Below are 14,846 nucleotides of genomic sequence, written 5' to 3' on the forward strand. Positions count from 1 at the left end.
TAGCCCTCACCCTAAATTCCTCTCCCACTTTGGGAGAGGGACTTCCAATCTGGCTTCCCTTCTCCTTTTTTGGGAGAAAGGGCTGGGGGATGAGGGCAAACTTGCAGCATTGGGACGCGCCCAATGAAGCAGGAAGGGCGATCGCCCCGCCTCCCCCCTCCCATCTCAAGCTGCATCGCCGGCCTTGATGACCCAGACGTTCTTGATACACTGGAGTCAGTAATCGTGCCCACCCAGCGCCTCTAGCGCTTGCTGTACTGTGCAGATGCTCATGGCTCTGGTTTCCCTTTTCGTTCTTCCTTCTTCGTTCTTCTAGCGCTTGCTGTACTGTGCAGATGCTCATGGCTCTCCCTCTAATGACCGCTTCACTAGCAGACCCCCTGTTCACCAAGCTTCTATTTACCCAGCTGTTCTCCCTCTTCCTGGCGATCCCAATCGATGGGCTGTTGTCTACTCAGGGCGTGATGGTGATGCTGCTGGTTGCCTACGCTGGAGCCATGTGGATGTTCCTTTCCAGCGCCCCCAAGGTCTACACCATCATGGTGTCGGATCTGGAGCTAGCGCGGCGTTTCTATGAAGAGGTGCTGGATTTGCCCGCCGCCGATGTGCCGCTGCATTATTACTACAACTACGAGCAGACCATTGGCGGGGCTGGGTTAGACCCGCTCTATCTATCGGGCACCACAGGCTATTCCACCAGCCCCTCGCTCAGCAATCCCGACGGACTGTGGTACCAACTCCGCAAAAAGACCCAACTTCATGTGATTACGGGTGCAAGCCTGGGCGAAAAGAACCGCCAGCGCCATGTCTGCTTTGATCACGACTGTCTGGAGCAAATGCTGTTGCGAATTCAGAGCCGGGGCGCACAGTACAAGATTCGCAGCGATAAACCGCTGAACTTTTTAGTGAAAGACTGGGACGGTCGGATTTTTGAGATGTCCGAAGTGGCAAATTAGCAAGTCCGCCAACTGGGTATACACGCTATGACTCCTCCCGATCGCGCTGGAAACACATTAAACGCCGCGCGGCGTATTCGCCTATCAGAAACGCCCAAGTCCTTTCGGGATTTCGTAGGTGGCAAGGATCTGGATTTCTACCGATTTCGAGTGCTGCGAGCCAGCCAGTTTTTGCTGAATCTGTCGGAGCTAACAGCAAATGCAGATGTGGCCCTGCTGGATGACCAGGGCAAAACCCTGCTCCAGTCGGCTCGAAAGGGGAAGCGCCCAGAAGTGATCCGTGACACCCTGACGGCAGGCACCTACTTTATTCGCGTGGTGCCCAATCAGGCAAACCAGCGGACAAACTACAAGCTTACGCTGTCGGCTGCGCCGCTAAAGACTAGCGACTTCAAAATTGAAATCGACTATCGCTTTGACACGAGGGGTTGGTTTACCCCGCTGCGGCGAGCCGTGCTAGAGGCAGCGGCAGAGGTTTGGTCTACGATTATCCGGAGTGAGTTTCCTGACGTGCCCACGGGGAAACGCACGCCGAACGTCCGAAATCCGGCCACGGGGGGAACCGTGCGAACCTTTGTGACCGATCGCCCGATTGATGATTTGACCATCTTTGTCGGGGCGCGGCAACTGGGCGGCACAACCCTGGCGCTGTCGGGGCCGTCGGGCTACTTCGTGGGCGAGAGTCGGTATGAGGGCAACACGTTCCAGCCGTGGATTGGCTCGATGGCGTTTAACCTTACCACGGACTGGTATTTTGACCGCACGCTCGACAGCACCAGCGATATTCCTAGAAATCAGCAGGATTTTTTCTCGACCGCGCTGCATGAAATTGCCCATGTCCTGGGGTTTGGCACCAGTCGCGCCTTCAGTCGGCTCATGACCAGCAGCGGCTTTGGTGGGTCGAATACGAGAGCGCAGAATGGCGGCAATGCCCTGCCGTTGGACAGTTCTGAGCATATTCGCAATGACTACACCTTTGGCGGCGTAGGGGAACCCTTGATGACCCCGTTTGCCCAGCGTGGCCAGCGTAAGCGGGCAACGGTTTTGGATATCGCGGTGCTGAATGATCTGGGACATACAGTGTCCTATGGCAATGCCAGCGTGAACCCCCTCAGCACGCAGGCAGCCCAGTTTGCGAGACAGGCAACGCGGCGCAGCGGCCCACCCGTGAATAGGGCACTGGGTCAAAGGTTGCTGTCGTATGGGCGCTGTGGCTGTAGCGGCTGTTTGGTGGATGCGGGTGCGGCTAGGGGACTGGCATAGCGGCATGTTGTCTGCTGGAGCAAGTCTGGTAGGATTGGTCTTTTCTCAGTCCTTTTAGGTCTGAGAGATGGCGATCGCCCTTCGAGCTTGTTCGGCTACACGTATGGATCATCGACCAGATCAATCTGGAACCCGCCTCTTAAAATTCACCTCTTGTATGGCTGATAACACGCTGCCTGTCATGGCGGAGATTGCAGCCTATGCAGAACGAAAACTCGAACTGCCGACCGAGTTTATTGACCAAATTCCCTGGCAACAGCGGGAGCAGCGCTTTGACCAGGGCGAAATTCAGGTCTGCTGGATTTGCGGTGTGCCCTATGTGCAAAAGGCTGATCAGCCAAATCCGCAGATTGAACTGCTGGCTGCGCCTGTGATGCGGGGCGATCGCTACCAAAATCGTCCGATTTATTTTTCAGACGTGGTAGTGCGGCGCGATCGCCCGTTTCAGCAGTTTACGGATCTGCGCGGCGCACGCTGGGCCTACAACGAGCCGCGATCGCACTCTGGCTATATCCTGACGCGCTACCACCTAGCCATGCTAGAAGAGCGCAGCGGCTTTTTTGGCAGCGTGGTCGAGTCGGGCGCACACCAGATCTCGCTCCAGCAGATCCTGAGCGGTGACGTGGATGCGTCGGCGATCGACAGCACGGTGCTAGAACACGCGCTGCGCGAAGATTCATCTTTGCAACGCCAGATTCGCGTGATTGACACGCTTGGCCCCAGCCCCAGTCCGCCTTGGCTGGTGTCTACTACGGTTCCTGCTGCGCTCCGCACCCGCCTCCGCAGCCTGCTCGTGCAAATGGCCGACGATCCAGAAGGAGAAGAGATTTTAGCAAGGGGCGGTCTGGCCCGATTTGTGCTGGTGGGCGATCGCGACTATGACCCCATTCGCCACATGCAGCAAATCGCCGCCGCCGTCTCGCTGTCTGGTTCAGAGGCGTGACCGCTGCTAAGTCCCGGTGCGATGCCGCAGGTCGCCCATATACGTGCGATCGCCCAACACCTCCAGCATCGGCCCGTGGTCGCCAAACTTCACAATGCTGACCGACCCAGCGTAAGCATTGAGGCGATCTCGATAGCGCCCCAGGTCAATGCCCAGCAGTGTGCAGAGCAAAATCCGAATCGTCGCCTTGTGCGACACCAGCAGCACGGTGCCCGTGGGGTATTTTTCCTCGATCTCGGCCACCACCAGTGAAGCACGACTGGCAATTTCCACTGCTGTTTCGCCGCCTGTTGGTGGATTCCAGGCGGGTTCGGTCATCCAGCGGATGTAATCTTCGAGATAGTGTTCCTTGACGAATTCTGGCGACTGGTCTTCCCATTTGCCATAGCGAATTTCCTTTAGCCCGTCGCGTAGCTGCATCTCTAGCCCCACCGCCTGACACAGCGGCGTAGCCGTCGCAATCGTGCGCTTCATCGGGCTGACGTAGACCGCATCCCAGGGCACACTAGAATAGGCCGCAGCAAAGGCCGCTGCCATTTGATGTCCTTCGGGCGTTAGCTCAGCATCGATCTCGCCGCAGTATCGGCCGGTCTGGCTATAGGGCGTTTCCCCATGCCGCAGGAAGTAAAGCGTGAGTCCCATTACTGCTGCGTCTGCCGCTGCTGCGAAATTCGATATTCTGCCAAATTCCACTCCGCCCGCTGTTCTTCTTCCGTTTCGTGGTGGATCTGATAAATTTCGCTGTCCAGCCCAAGCGCACTCGACATTGCTTTGGAATGCACCACGCGATCTGCAATCGAAAGTGCGTCATTCAGCACACCAAACAGTGCCATTTCCTGGTCAATTTTTTCCAGGTCTTGCAAAATTGCCTGTTCCTTCTCCCCAGTTGCCGCTTCTAGCTGGCTCAGGCACTGGCTGCGCTTCACCTTACAGCGAGAGTAGGAGTTTTTGAAATACTCGTGCAGCTTGGTAACGACGGAAGCAACCGATTGATTTTCGTCCAGAAAGCTGAGTTTGTCGGTATTCATTAGGGCTTATCTTAAGGCGAAACGATTTTTTAGATCCTAAGGCTTATCCTCAAATCGGCAAGGGAGTTACGGGGTTTCTTTAGATCCAGCCGGGCGATCGCCCTTCAAAGCAGCCGCAAACTAAACAGCCGCAGACTAAACAGCCGCAGACTAAACAGCCGCAAACTAGGCAGTCGCAAACTGGGACAACACCCCTCAACCCGGCGGCCAGGCCAAAGCGCGACCGCCCAGCAAATGCAGATGTAGGTGATCGACTGTTTGCCCGCCATCGGTTTTGGTGTTGATCACGACACGATAGCCGTTTTCTAGGCCTACTTGATCTGCAACCCGCTTCACTGTCATCAGCAAATGCCCCAGAATGCGATGATCTTCGGGAATTGCGTCGGCCAGGCAGGGAATTGGCTTTTTGGGCACAACGAGAATGTGGACAGGAGCCTGGGGGTTAATGTCTTTGAAGGCGATCGCCAAGTCATCCTCGTACACAATGTCCGCAGGAATTTCGCGGCGAATAATTTTGAGAAACAGAGTATCTGCTGGCTCGGTCATGGGATCACGCTTGAGATATTGAAATATTAGGTGAAATATAGGTCTGAATAGAATTCTCTAGCAACTGCGCTCAGCGTTTCACATTCAGCGGACTGGTGAAATTCTACGAGTTTCCTAGCAACTTGGCGCAACAGATTTGCCCAACAAGCCCAAACGCTCAGCGCCAACGCGACAGCCGGGTAACCCAGAGAGCCAAAAAAAGATGGCGATCGAGCAAAATCTCACATCGCCATCTCTGGAAAAATTTAGAAAAACTTAGAACAAGCTCAGACTAGATGCCTGCGACAGAGCCTTGCAACAGATCTAGCGGAACATGCTGCTCACTGAGCTATCTTCGTGGATGCGCCAAATCGTTTCGCCGATGATGTTCGCCACCGACAGCACCGTGAGTTGCTTAAAGCGGTGATCTTCGGGTACAGGGATGCTGTTCGTAACGATCACCTCTTCAAACAACCCACTGGAGAGGCGCTCAGTGGCAGGCGGCGAGAAGACGGCGTGGGTCGCGCAGGCGTAGACTTGGCGTGCGCCCTGTTCCCGCAAAATCTTCGCCCCTTCGCAAATCGTGCCAGCGGTGTCGATCATGTCGTCCACCAGCACAGCCGTTTTGCCGGCCACGTCGCCAATCACGTTCATCACCTCGGCCACGTTGTGGGCCTGGCGGCGCTTGTCGATGATGGCGAGCGGAGCGTCATCTAGCTTTTTGGCGAAGGCGCGGGCGCGGGCCACACCGCCTACGTCGGGCGACACTACCACAATGTCCGACAGTTGCTTGTTGGCGATGTACTCAATCAACACGGGCGAACCGTAGACATGATCAAACGGAATGTCGAAATAGCCTTGAATCTGGGCCGAGTGCAAATCCATCGCCAACACTCTATCCGCGCCTGCCTGAGTAATCAGGTTGGCCACAAGCTTGGCTGTAATCGATTCGCGTCCGGCAGTTTTCCGGTCTGCGCGAGCGTAGCCGTAGTAGGGAATCACCGCCGTAATCTGGCGGGCGGATGCCCGATGGCAGGCATCAATCATAATCAACAGTTCCATCAGGTGGTCGTTCACTGGGCAGCAGGTAGGCTGCATTAGGTAAACGTCGCACCCGCGAATGGACTCTTGAATTTGGACGTATAGCTCACCATCTGCGAACCGCTTACGAACCATCGGCCCCAAGTCCATGCCAAGATAGCGGGCCACCTCTTGGGAGAGGGGGACATTGGCAGAACCCGAAAACAGCCTGAGGCGGCTGTTGTCGGCAATTTGAGGCAGAGGAGGCTGAAGAGACAAAGCTGCCGAGCGGATCACAACAGTTCCTCGGGAAATAGTCACCGCAATCTTATCATTCCAATTTGACAACAGCCGCTCAGATTTCCACGGAAATTAATAAATACTGGAAAATGTAAAACTGCCAAATATAGCCTTAAAGGAAGAAACGGTCGGGGTGAAAAATCAGAGAAAACACCGGAACTCGAAGCTGTCAGGATGTCTCCGAAACGACACGTCTCCGAAACGACCCATGCAGCCTAACCGAAACAAAACTCTGTAAGAACTCAGTGAGGCCTTGGCTGTGCAAAAACGCAAAGCAAAAACTATGAAGACTGAAGCAATGCGCCTAAAAATGGCGATCGCCTTCAGTCTCTCATGATAGCAATTGAATCCGGGCAGTGTGTAAGCTCTCGGTGTAAACTCTCGTCAACGTAAACGCTCGTCAACTACTTCAAAACTACGGAGAGATTACAGATCGCCGCCACGAAAAGCCAGCAGAAAAATCACCACTGGCCCGGCAATCATGATCATGCCTACCAGAGTCAACTGAACAATGGCTTCCCAGTTAACATTGCCAACCAGATTGCTAATCAGATCCATTGCGCCCTCACGTGCCGCGAAATTTAGGTTAGGTTTAGTTAAGTCAAATGTCTTCGCCTATTTTACCTGTGTGGGGAACCCGATTCTCAGAAAGTTAACAAAAATCCGGTGGTTGTCTGGGACAGCGGGTAGTGGGGAGTTCTGGCGCGTGATGAAGAGATGGAGCCGGTTCGGCTAAACGCTTTTCCCTTCAGGATTTCCAGAAATTGCCCCGCCCGAATTGGTTTGGCAGAGCCGTGTGGCGATCGCCCCGCGAAGCTGCACCAGAATAATTAAAAAACGTTACAAAACTTTCCCCTGAATTTTCGATCTGGGTTTTCCGTCGATGGGGCTGTCTGCGCTGATGGCGTGATGCGGCTCTGGGCATTTCTGGGCGCTTTGGAAGGGGCGATCGTACTTGGGAGTTGAGAGGCTATGGCAACCTGGCGTTGCGTGAAACAGTGTGGGGCTTGCTGCCACCTTGACCCAGCAGAGCGTCCTGATCTGGAAGAATATCTGTCGCCGCCGGAACTGGCGGAATACCTGAGCTTGGTCGGCCCCGACGGCTGGTGCATTCACTTCGATCCAGACTCGCGGGAATGCACCATTTACGAGAAGCGCCCCCGCTTTTGCCGAGTAGAGCCAGCCGTGTTCCAGGATTTGTTTGGCATTGAGCCAGAGGAGCTAAATGATTTTGCGATCGACTGTTGCCGCCAGCAGATTGAGGGCGTGTATGGCGATCGCAGTCTAGAGATGCTGCGCTTTGACCGAGAAGTGGGCATATAAGAACTATGAGGCTAGGCATTAAACGGTTTGGAATTCGGCGGCTGGGGGCAACCTTGGCAAACCGACTAGAGACGCGCTGGGTCGCGCCGTCCTATGGTGGCTGGGTCGCCCTTGGGCTGGCTCTATTTTTCTTTGGCGCAGCAACAAATACGATGGCGGGCTGGCTCTATGCCACCAGCGGGCTGATGGGGGCGCTGCTGGTGCTGGGGGCGCTGCTGCCGGGGCGATCGCTGCGGGCGCTGGCGGTTCGCCGAATGCCGATTGAACCCGTCAGTGCGGGTGATGCGTTGAACTTAGAACTGGCCGTTGAAAACACTGGACGACAGGCAAAAACGCTGTTGCAGGTGTGCGATCGCCCGCCGCCAGAACTGGGCCCAGCAGAAACGACCGTCATCGAGTCGCTAGCGCCCGGCCAGACCTATCGCTGGGTCTACAGCCGCACCGCAGACCGACGGGGCGTGTATCGCTGGGATGGGGTGGATTTACGGACTGCCACACCGCTGGGCTTGTTTTGGGGACGGCGATCGCACTTAGTCAATGCCTCGGCCGTGGTCTACCCGACCGTGCTGCCCCTCAGCCAGTGCCCCCTGATCGACGAAATGGGGCAAGACCCCAGCCACACCACCGAAAGCCAGCGCCGCGCCCAGATGGCGACCGAAGGCGTGACGCGGACGCTGCGTCCCTACCGCTGGGGCGACCCGACTCGGCTGATTCACTGGCGCACCAGCGCACGCTACGGCGAATTGCGGCTACGAGAACTGGAGCGCTTCACAGGTGGACAGGAAGTTGTAATTGTGCTGGACAGCGCCGCCCTCTGGCAGCCCGATGCTTTTGAACAAGCCGTGATCGCGTCCGCCTCGCTCTATGCCTATGCGCTGCGCCAGAGCATGACTGTCAGCCTGTGGACTGCCGGAACGGGGAGTCTGCGGGGCGATCGCCTTGTGCTAGAAGCCCTTGCCGCCGTGCAGCCCGGTGAACCCTCCCCCAATCACCCGCCTACGCAATCTCCTTGCATCTGGCTCACGCCCTCTCTTCAGCGCTGCAACAGCTTGCCGCCCCAAAGCCGCTGGCTCCTCTGGCGAGATGCAGACTCTAGCGGAAGTCACCCAGACGAATCGACCACCGGCCGAATCATCCAGCCAGACAAACCGCTACTTGTCCAGCTTCAGCAATAGACCGTCAGCACCTCGTGCAACCCAAAATCGCCAATCCAAAATCCAAAATCCCAAATCCCCAATCCAAAATCCAAAATCAGCCTCACTTCTCCTGCGCGGTCCACGCCGGATGTGCCATCAGCGAGGCCATCGTGCGTACGCCCCGAAGCTGATTGGACAGGGGCAGATGACCACGGGGAGCCGTCAAACTCCAGGTAAAGCCGCCCGGATAGCGTGTCCAGCTATTCCCCGACTTCCAGCCAATCAGCGGCCAGAGCCGATCCCAGTTTTTGCCCACGCTAAGCCACAGATCGCGCTGCACCGAAAAGCCAAACTTGCCCTCGGAATAGACGAGCCAGAGCGTGTTAATGGTCTGCAAATCCTCAATAGGAAAGTCATCGACTTCGGTGAAATAAATCCAGCGGCGCTGCACGGCGGCCGGCCCCGCCAATTCGCACAGTTTCTCTAGCGTCAGGCGATCGGCCGCCTGAAAGTCTTGCTGAACTAGCAGCGTTTGCAGCGGGGAATAGTCTACGCCGCGCTGCGATCGCCCAGGCACTAACCCCTGAGGAAACTGGGTCTGCAAAAACTCCTGCGCTTTGGGGGATTCGGCGGCGGACAAAATCTGCACGGCCTTGCCTTCCAGCGGCCCTGGGTTGCGGCCCTGGCGGTCTTGCAGCACCCGCATTAGCACCGTCAGCCCGGATTCGCCCTGGGCGGCAATGTCTTGGATCAGCTGCAACTGGGTCTTCTCGTTTTCAGACTGGAGGCGGGCGAGGAAATCTGGAATGAAGTCAGACGCGCCAGGCTCGGACGTAGCGGTGATATCCAGCGGAGATTGCGACAGATTGGCTTGCACGTTATCCATGATTTGCAGCAGCACCGAGCAAAAGCGCGAGTTTTACGCGATTTCTCATTTTAACCTTTACAGGACTTACGCACTTGCCATCAGCTTTCTGGATTTTGGACAATTTCTTGCAGGCGCAGCCCACGAGAAATTGTCCAACTGCGTAAGTCCTACTTGAATCTCTCCCTCTACTCTTTACTGGCCGCGCCTGCCAGAATGCGCTGAATGATCGCCGTGGTGGAACTGGGCACTTCTACTTGAATCAGCTCGATTCGCCCGCCGTAGGCCTGGACTGTGGGCGCTTCCGGCAGCGTTGCGACCGTGTAATCGCCGCCTTTGACGTAAATATCGGGCTGGAGGGACGATATCAGGGCGATCGCCGTGGGTTCCTCAAACACCACCACGCCATCCACGGGTTTTAGTGCTGCCAACACCTCGGCCCGCTGGGCTGTGGGCACGATGGGACGCGGCGGCTGTCCGGGTTTGGCGGGCTTGATGCGCTGCACCGAGGCATCGCTATTCAGCCCCACGACGAGCGATCGCCCCTGGTTTGCCGCCGCCTGCAAGTAGCGCACATGCCCCGCATGAATCAGGTCAAAGCAGCCATTGGTAAACACTAGCGGTCGCCATTGGTCAGGATTTTGGGCGATCGCCTGCTGCAATTCAGCCAGGGTATAGACGGGCATAATCAGGGGTTTGGGAGTCAGGAGTTTAGGGAAAAGCGGCTCTCCAAATTATCGCCCCCTTATTGCTCATTGCTTGACCTCCTCATTCCCTTGATTCACACAGGACTTACGCACTTGCGATAAGCTCTTTGGGTTCTGGACGATTTCTCGCGGCCTGCGCCCATGAGAAATCGTCCAACTGCCTAAGTCCTATCACACTCTGCCAATCGGCCTTGCTCCAGCACAGGCAGACTATGACGATAGTCTTGCAGCAGGTCACACCCCAGGTTCAGCAGATGTTTCAGGTCATTCATCTGGGTCAGCGTCCACAGCAAAATCGTGTGGTCGTTGCTGGCGGTGGCGAGGGTCTGCCCATCGGGACTATAGACGGCAGCATTGACCCCGTCGCGGTGGCCGCGGAGCGTGCTGATGAGCCTGCCCTCCAGCGTCCAGAGTTTGATCGTGCCGTCGTAGCTGGCGGTCGTCAGGGTTTGCCCATCGAGGCTAAAGCTGACATGCAGCACGCCATCGCTGTGCCCTTCCAGCGTGACCAACAGCGTGCCGTCGGGTGTCCAGAGCTTGACCGTGTTGTCGTAGCTGGCGGTGGCGATCGCCCGTCCATCGGGGCTAAAGCTGGCGTGATACACCTTGCCGCTGTGGCCGCGCAGCGTGCGGAGTTTGCGACCCTCTGCCGTCCACAGCATGACCACCTTATCGGTGCCCCCCGTGGCGAGCATCTGCCCGTCGCGGCTATAGTCCACGCTGAGAACGCCGCCGCGATGCCCCTGGAGCGTGTTCACGAGGCGGCCGTCGCGCTGCCAGAGGCGCACCAGTCCATCGTCGCTGGCGGAGGCAATCTGGTCGCGGCTGGGTGAAAAGGCAACTTCGTTCACGGCGGCGGTGTGGCCGGTCAGGGTTTGCAACAAGTCGCCGTTTCGGTTCCAGAGCTTTACCGTGCGATCGGCGCTGGCCGAAGCCAGGGTTTGATTATCGGCGCTGAAGGCCACGCCGCGCACGGCGGCGGTATGGCCGGCCAGGGTCTTTTGCAACTGGCCGTTTCGGTTCCACAGGCGCACCGTGCGATCGCCACTGGCGGAGGCAATCAGGTCGCCGTCGGGAGAAAAGTCCACATCATACACCCGGTCGGTGTGGTCATACAGTTGGTTCAGCAGCGTGTGATTCACGCGCCATAGCCGCAGCGTGCGATCGCCACTGCCAGAAATCAGCGTCTTGCCATCGTGGCTGAAGCGGAGGCTGTGAACCTGGGAGGTGTGGCCGCCCAGCGTAGACAGCAGCGTACCGTCCAATCGCCAGAGCTTGATCGTCTTGTCGGCGCTCGCAGTGGCCAGCAAATCGTCTGTTGGGCTAAATGCCAGGCTATAGATTGGCGAAGAATGCCCCTGGAAGGTGTGGATGGGTGTGCCGTCCAGCCGCCACAGCCGCACCTGCCCATCCAGCCCGCTGGCAGCCAGGATTTGCCCGTTGGGACTAAAGGCTAGACTGGTCACTGCCAAATCGCCGCTGGGAATGGTCTTCCAGCGGGTTCCATCCGTCTGCCAGAGGCGGATCATTCCGTCGGCGCTGCCCGTTGCCAGGATTTTTCCATCGGGGCTATGGGCGACGATGCGGATGGGTTTGTTCTGGCTGGGCAGTGTGCCCAAGCGCCGACCCGCTTCATCCCACAGGCTCACCGTGCCGTCTTCGCTGGCGGCGGCGATCGCCTCTCCATTGGGCGCGGCGCTCAGCGCATTGACCGCCTGGCCGTGGGCAAACTGGCGAATCCCTGTGCCGTTGGGCTTGCGAAACCAGAGGCTACCGTCGTCATGGGCGCTGACAATTCGTTCGTGAGGCAGCACGACAACGCTGAGCGCCTGGGAGGTGTCGCCTGCCAGCGTTTGCACAGGCGTTCCATCCATCTGCCACAGGCGAACCGTGCCGTCGGCGCTGGCAGAGGCGAGCCGTCGCTCATCGGGGCTGAGGGCTACCTGCCACACGGCTCCGGCGTGTCCTCGCAGTTGGTTGCGCTCATGCACCCAGTAAATCGCCTGCTGCAATGAAGACAACACGCGCGATCGCACGTCTGAATTCTGCGCCTGTTCTCTCCGCTGTAGGGTGTTCAGCGTAAACCCTGCTTCTACGGCCTTCACCAGCGCTTCAAAGGTTTGCCCCGAGCCATACAGCGCCCCCGAAGCCTCCGTCAGCGCCGTCAGTCGCTCCCGCTCTGCAAGGCTGCGGCTACTTTCCGCCGAGCGATACAGGCTGAAGGACACGATCCCAAGGGCGATCGCCATCGCTCCTGCCGCGGCGATCGTCTGGGTCAGCAATCGCTGCTGCCGGAGGATCTGCTTTTGCTCTGCCAGTTCCTCCTGCTGATGATCCATCTCTTCGTTGTAGGAAGCCCAGATGTATTCCTTCTGCACTTGCAGCGCCTGGGGAGACTTGCGATCGCTCTCTGCTAGCCAGCGCCGAGCCTCCTGAATTTCGCTGCCCCGCAGCAGCAGGCTGCGATCCTTGCCGCGTGCGTTCCATTCCGTTGCCCGCACCAGCAGCCGCGTGTGGGTTCGCACATAAGACAAATCGGCATCCAGCGCCGACACCAGGTTGCGAAACCCAACTGCAAAGTTGTCTGTATCTCGCAAAAAAATCCAGTTGATCTTGCCCAGTTCGGGATGCACCAGCGCCGGGTCAACGTCTTTGCAAACCACAGGCAGCAGCCGCTTCTGATGTTGCAAGGCATGTTCTAGCTCGCGGCCACACACCTCCGAAGCCGCCGACTCTGGGCTGAGGACAAAGATCATGGTGTCGGCGACCTCAATGCCCAGCTTAATTTCTTCCCACCAGTCCGCTCCCGACGGAATGCTGTCCCAATCAACCCAGACCTCGCGCCCTCGTTTTTGGAGCGCCTGCACCAGCGTTTGCACAAAGGGCTTGTTGCGACGGGAATAGGACACAAAGACATTTGCCGTTTCGCTGGACACATCCAGGATTTTCCAGATGTCCCTGGGCATCCGGCGGTTGGATTTGTGTGCCAGTTTTACCTCATAGGCGATCGCCCCATCCTGCTCCACCTGACGGACAATGCGCTTTTCCAACAGCGGCAGCAAAAACGCCTGCATCTCGGCTTCGGTCTGCTGAAAGTGAGCAGCCGTTTCGCTCAGAGACACAACATTATGGCGCAGCAGCCACCGCACCACCGCCTGCTGTTCGTCAGGCAGCAGCAGCACATCCGCCATGCGAATGCCCGTGATGTTGTCAGGAAGAGAGGGCGCAGAGAACGCAGCAGCAGACCCGGATGCCGAATCGCTCATGGTAGATGCAACTTAAAGAAGCGGTGGGGGAAGCCGTTTGGGAAAACCGTAGGGAAGCGATGGGCAACCCCAGAATGGTTCTATCCTACTGGGCAGCTTGGGAGATCGAGCGAGTTGTTGGCATTTTTTATATTTGCATGGAAAAACAAGATACTCCATCAGTACGGGTTGAGACGGCACGAGTTGAGATGGGACGAGTTGAGACGGGACGAGTTGAGACGGGACGAGTTGAGACGGGACGGGTTGAGATGGAGCTAGAACATCGAGCTAGAACAGGGATGTTCCGCTGCTGCCATCGGGGCGCGATATCCTGAGAAATGGAGTTTGCGGGGAATGCTCGATGCAGATCTATCTGGACTACAGCGCCACCACGCCCACCCGCCCAGAGGCGATCGCCCGCTGGCACGCCGTTTTGACTCAGCAGTGGGGCAATCCCTCCAGCCTGCATCAGTGGGGTCAGCGGGCCACCGAAGCCCTAGAACTGGCCCGCGCCCAGGTCGCTGCCCTGATCAATGCACCACCTGACAGCATTGTGTTTACCTCCGGCGGCACCGAGTCTGATAACCTCGCCCTCTGCGGCATCGCACGTCAATATTCCGCGCCCCAGCATTTGATCGTATCCAGCGTTGAGCATTCGGCCGTCATGGAACCAGCCCGCCAGTTGGAGCGCCAGGGCTGGCAGGTGACGTGGCTTCCGGTCAACCGCCAGGGGCGGGTCGATCCGGCCGACTTGCAGGCAGCCTTGCGACCCAACACGGTGCTGGTTTCGATCATTTACGGACAGAGTGAAATCGGGACGCTCCAGCCGATCGAAGTGCTAGGACAGATCGCCCGCGATCACGGCGCACGGTTTCATACCGACGCGGTGCAGGTGGCGGGGCGGCTGCCGCTAGACGTGCAGCGGTTGCCTGTAGATCTGCTCTCGCTGTCCAGCCACAAGCTCTACGGGCCGCAGGGGGTGGGGGCTTTGTATGTCCGGCCTGGCGTGGCGCTGGCTCCGCTTTTGGGCGGCGGCGGACAAGAGCAGGGCCTACGGTCGGGAACTCAGGCTGTGGGCGCGATCGCCGGATTTGGCATGGCCGCAGAACTGGCTGCTCGCGAGCTACCCAGCGAAACGCCCCGGTTGATCTCCCTGCGCGATCGCCTGTTTGACCAGTTGGCCGACGTGCCGGAGCTTATCCCTACGGGCGATCGCCTGCATCGACTGCCCCACCACGTCAGCTTTTGCCTGCGCCACGCCGACGGACAAGCCCTGACGGGTCGAACCCTGGTGCGCCAGATGAACTTGGCTGGTATTGGCATCAGCGCTGGCTCTGCCTGCAACAGCGGCAAGCTCCAGCCCAGCCCTGTGCTGCGGGCGATGGGACTGGGCGATCGCCAGGCCACAGGCGGCATTCGGCTCACCTTGGGACGCTACACGACCGAAGCCGATATCGACTGGACGGCGATCGCCCTCCGCCAAATCCTAGAGCGCTTGGCTCTCGGACAGAGCTTGCAGCAGCCCGTGGTATGAG

The 14,846-nt window shown here is 58.0% G+C and carries 14 protein-coding genes; 6 read left to right on the forward strand and 8 right to left on the reverse strand.

Annotated elements, in window-relative coordinates; translation table 11 throughout:
• Window positions 1-356: 356 nt before the first annotated feature.
• The 3 genes from HNI00_RS03025 to HNI00_RS03035 all read left to right on the forward strand — a co-directional run bounded on the left by HNI00_RS03025 (window position 357) and on the right by HNI00_RS03035 (window position 3,162).
• Window positions 357-956, forward strand: coding sequence for a VOC family protein (locus HNI00_RS03025; RefSeq protein WP_084782239.1), 600 nt, complete (start codon window positions 357-359; stop codon window positions 954-956).
• Between the two features lie 27 nt (window positions 957-983).
• Window positions 984-2,219, forward strand: coding sequence for a pre-peptidase C-terminal domain-containing protein (locus HNI00_RS03030; protein ID WP_316790579.1), 1,236 nt, complete (start codon window positions 984-986; stop codon window positions 2,217-2,219).
• 157 nt (window positions 2,220-2,376) lie between these two features.
• Window positions 2,377-3,162 carry a phosphate/phosphite/phosphonate ABC transporter substrate-binding protein gene (locus HNI00_RS03035; RefSeq protein ID WP_316790581.1) on the forward strand — a complete coding sequence of 262 codons (786 nt, stop codon included), beginning with the start codon at window positions 2,377-2,379 and terminating at the stop codon, window positions 3,160-3,162.
• A gap of 6 nt (window positions 3,163-3,168) precedes the next feature.
• Here the strand turns inward: HNI00_RS03035 and HNI00_RS03040 are convergent, their stop codons facing one another.
• From HNI00_RS03040 to psb30, 5 genes are all read right to left on the reverse strand, one after another.
• Window positions 3,169-3,804 (reverse strand): histidine phosphatase family protein, encoded by a 636-nt coding sequence (locus tag HNI00_RS03040; protein WP_297079256.1) that lies wholly within the window; start codon window positions 3,802-3,804, stop codon window positions 3,169-3,171.
• Window positions 3,804-4,190 (reverse strand): hypothetical protein, encoded by a 387-nt coding sequence (locus tag HNI00_RS03045; protein WP_316790584.1) that lies wholly within the window; start codon window positions 4,188-4,190, stop codon window positions 3,804-3,806. Before HNI00_RS03045 ends, HNI00_RS03040 begins: the two co-directional genes overlap by 1 nt.
• Before the next feature lie 195 nt (window positions 4,191-4,385).
• Window positions 4,386-4,736 carry a histidine triad nucleotide-binding protein gene (locus HNI00_RS03050; protein WP_297079252.1) on the reverse strand — a complete coding sequence of 117 codons (351 nt, stop codon included), beginning with the start codon at window positions 4,734-4,736 and terminating at the stop codon, window positions 4,386-4,388.
• Window positions 4,737-5,039: 303 nt separating this feature from the next.
• Window positions 5,040-6,032, reverse strand: coding sequence for a ribose-phosphate pyrophosphokinase (locus HNI00_RS03055; protein WP_297079264.1), 993 nt, complete (start codon window positions 6,030-6,032; stop codon window positions 5,040-5,042).
• Window positions 6,033-6,461: 429 nt separating this feature from the next.
• Window positions 6,462-6,593 (reverse strand): photosystem II reaction center protein Ycf12/Psb30, encoded by a 132-nt coding sequence (gene psb30 / locus HNI00_RS03060; protein WP_068508718.1) that lies wholly within the window; start codon window positions 6,591-6,593, stop codon window positions 6,462-6,464.
• Between the two features lie 414 nt (window positions 6,594-7,007).
• Here psb30 and HNI00_RS03065 point away from each other — a divergent pair, with 414 nt between their 5' ends.
• Together HNI00_RS03065 and HNI00_RS03070 are read left to right on the forward strand one after the other, a co-directional pair.
• On the forward strand, window positions 7,008-7,358 hold the full coding sequence (locus tag HNI00_RS03065; protein ID WP_316790588.1) for a YkgJ family cysteine cluster protein: 351 nt from the start codon (window positions 7,008-7,010) through the stop codon (window positions 7,356-7,358).
• A gap of 5 nt (window positions 7,359-7,363) precedes the next feature.
• The gene (locus HNI00_RS03070; RefSeq protein ID WP_316790590.1) at window positions 7,364-8,533 is read left to right on the forward strand and encodes a DUF58 domain-containing protein; all 1,170 of its coding nucleotides are present in this window, start codon (window positions 7,364-7,366) and stop codon (window positions 8,531-8,533) included.
• Between the two features lie 82 nt (window positions 8,534-8,615).
• On the opposite strand, the gene HNI00_RS03075 is transcribed toward HNI00_RS03070, so the two are convergent.
• From HNI00_RS03075 to HNI00_RS03085, 3 genes are all read right to left on the reverse strand, one after another.
• Window positions 8,616-9,380, reverse strand: a complete 765-nt coding sequence (locus tag HNI00_RS03075; protein ID WP_316790593.1) for a GUN4 N-terminal ARM-like repeat domain-containing protein — start codon at window positions 9,378-9,380, stop codon at window positions 8,616-8,618.
• Window positions 9,381-9,547: 167 nt separating this feature from the next.
• Entirely contained in the window at window positions 9,548-10,045 is a 498-nt protein-coding gene (gene rfaE2, locus HNI00_RS03080; RefSeq protein WP_316790595.1) for a D-glycero-beta-D-manno-heptose 1-phosphate adenylyltransferase, read from the reverse strand.
• 182 nt (window positions 10,046-10,227) lie between these two features.
• Entirely contained in the window at window positions 10,228-13,332 is a 3,105-nt protein-coding gene (locus HNI00_RS03085; RefSeq protein ID WP_316790597.1) for a toll/interleukin-1 receptor domain-containing protein, read from the reverse strand.
• A gap of 340 nt (window positions 13,333-13,672) precedes the next feature.
• Here HNI00_RS03085 and HNI00_RS03090 point away from each other — a divergent pair, with 340 nt between their 5' ends.
• A complete protein-coding gene (locus HNI00_RS03090; protein WP_316790599.1) occupies window positions 13,673-14,845 on the forward strand; it encodes a cysteine desulfurase family protein in 1,173 nt (390 codons plus the stop codon).
• Window position 14,846 lies beyond the last annotated feature (1 nt).

Origin of the sequence: Thermoleptolyngbya oregonensis NK1-22, assembly GCF_032705245.1 — a bacterium.
GTDB classification, from domain to species: domain Bacteria; phylum Cyanobacteriota; class Cyanobacteriia; order Elainellales; family Elainellaceae; genus Thermoleptolyngbya; species Thermoleptolyngbya sichuanensis.

Coding starts and splice junctions, on each gene's coding strand:
- HNI00_RS03025 (WP_084782239.1), top strand. CDS start 357: ATGACCGCTTCACTAGCAGACCCCCTGTTCACCAAGCTTCTATTTACC.
- HNI00_RS03030 (WP_316790579.1), top strand. CDS start 984: ATGACTCCTCCCGATCGCGCTGGAAACACATTAAACGCCGCGCGGCGT.
- HNI00_RS03035 (WP_316790581.1), top strand. CDS start 2,377: ATGGCTGATAACACGCTGCCTGTCATGGCGGAGATTGCAGCCTATGCA.
- HNI00_RS03040 (WP_297079256.1), bottom strand. CDS start 3,804: ATGGGACTCACGCTTTACTTCCTGCGGCATGGGGAAACGCCCTATAGC.
- HNI00_RS03045 (WP_316790584.1), bottom strand. CDS start 4,190: ATGAATACCGACAAACTCAGCTTTCTGGACGAAAATCAATCGGTTGCT.
- HNI00_RS03050 (WP_297079252.1), bottom strand. CDS start 4,736: ATGACCGAGCCAGCAGATACTCTGTTTCTCAAAATTATTCGCCGCGAA.
- psb30 (WP_068508718.1), bottom strand. CDS start 6,593: ATGGATCTGATTAGCAATCTGGTTGGCAATGTTAACTGGGAAGCCATT.
- HNI00_RS03065 (WP_316790588.1), top strand. CDS start 7,008: ATGGCAACCTGGCGTTGCGTGAAACAGTGTGGGGCTTGCTGCCACCTT.
- HNI00_RS03070 (WP_316790590.1), top strand. CDS start 7,364: ATGAGGCTAGGCATTAAACGGTTTGGAATTCGGCGGCTGGGGGCAACC.
- HNI00_RS03075 (WP_316790593.1), bottom strand. CDS start 9,380: ATGGATAACGTGCAAGCCAATCTGTCGCAATCTCCGCTGGATATCACC.
- rfaE2 (WP_316790595.1), bottom strand. CDS start 10,045: ATGCCCGTCTATACCCTGGCTGAATTGCAGCAGGCGATCGCCCAAAAT.
- HNI00_RS03085 (WP_316790597.1), bottom strand. CDS start 13,332: ATGAGCGATTCGGCATCCGGGTCTGCTGCTGCGTTCTCTGCGCCCTCT.
- HNI00_RS03090 (WP_316790599.1), top strand. CDS start 13,673: ATGCAGATCTATCTGGACTACAGCGCCACCACGCCCACCCGCCCAGAG.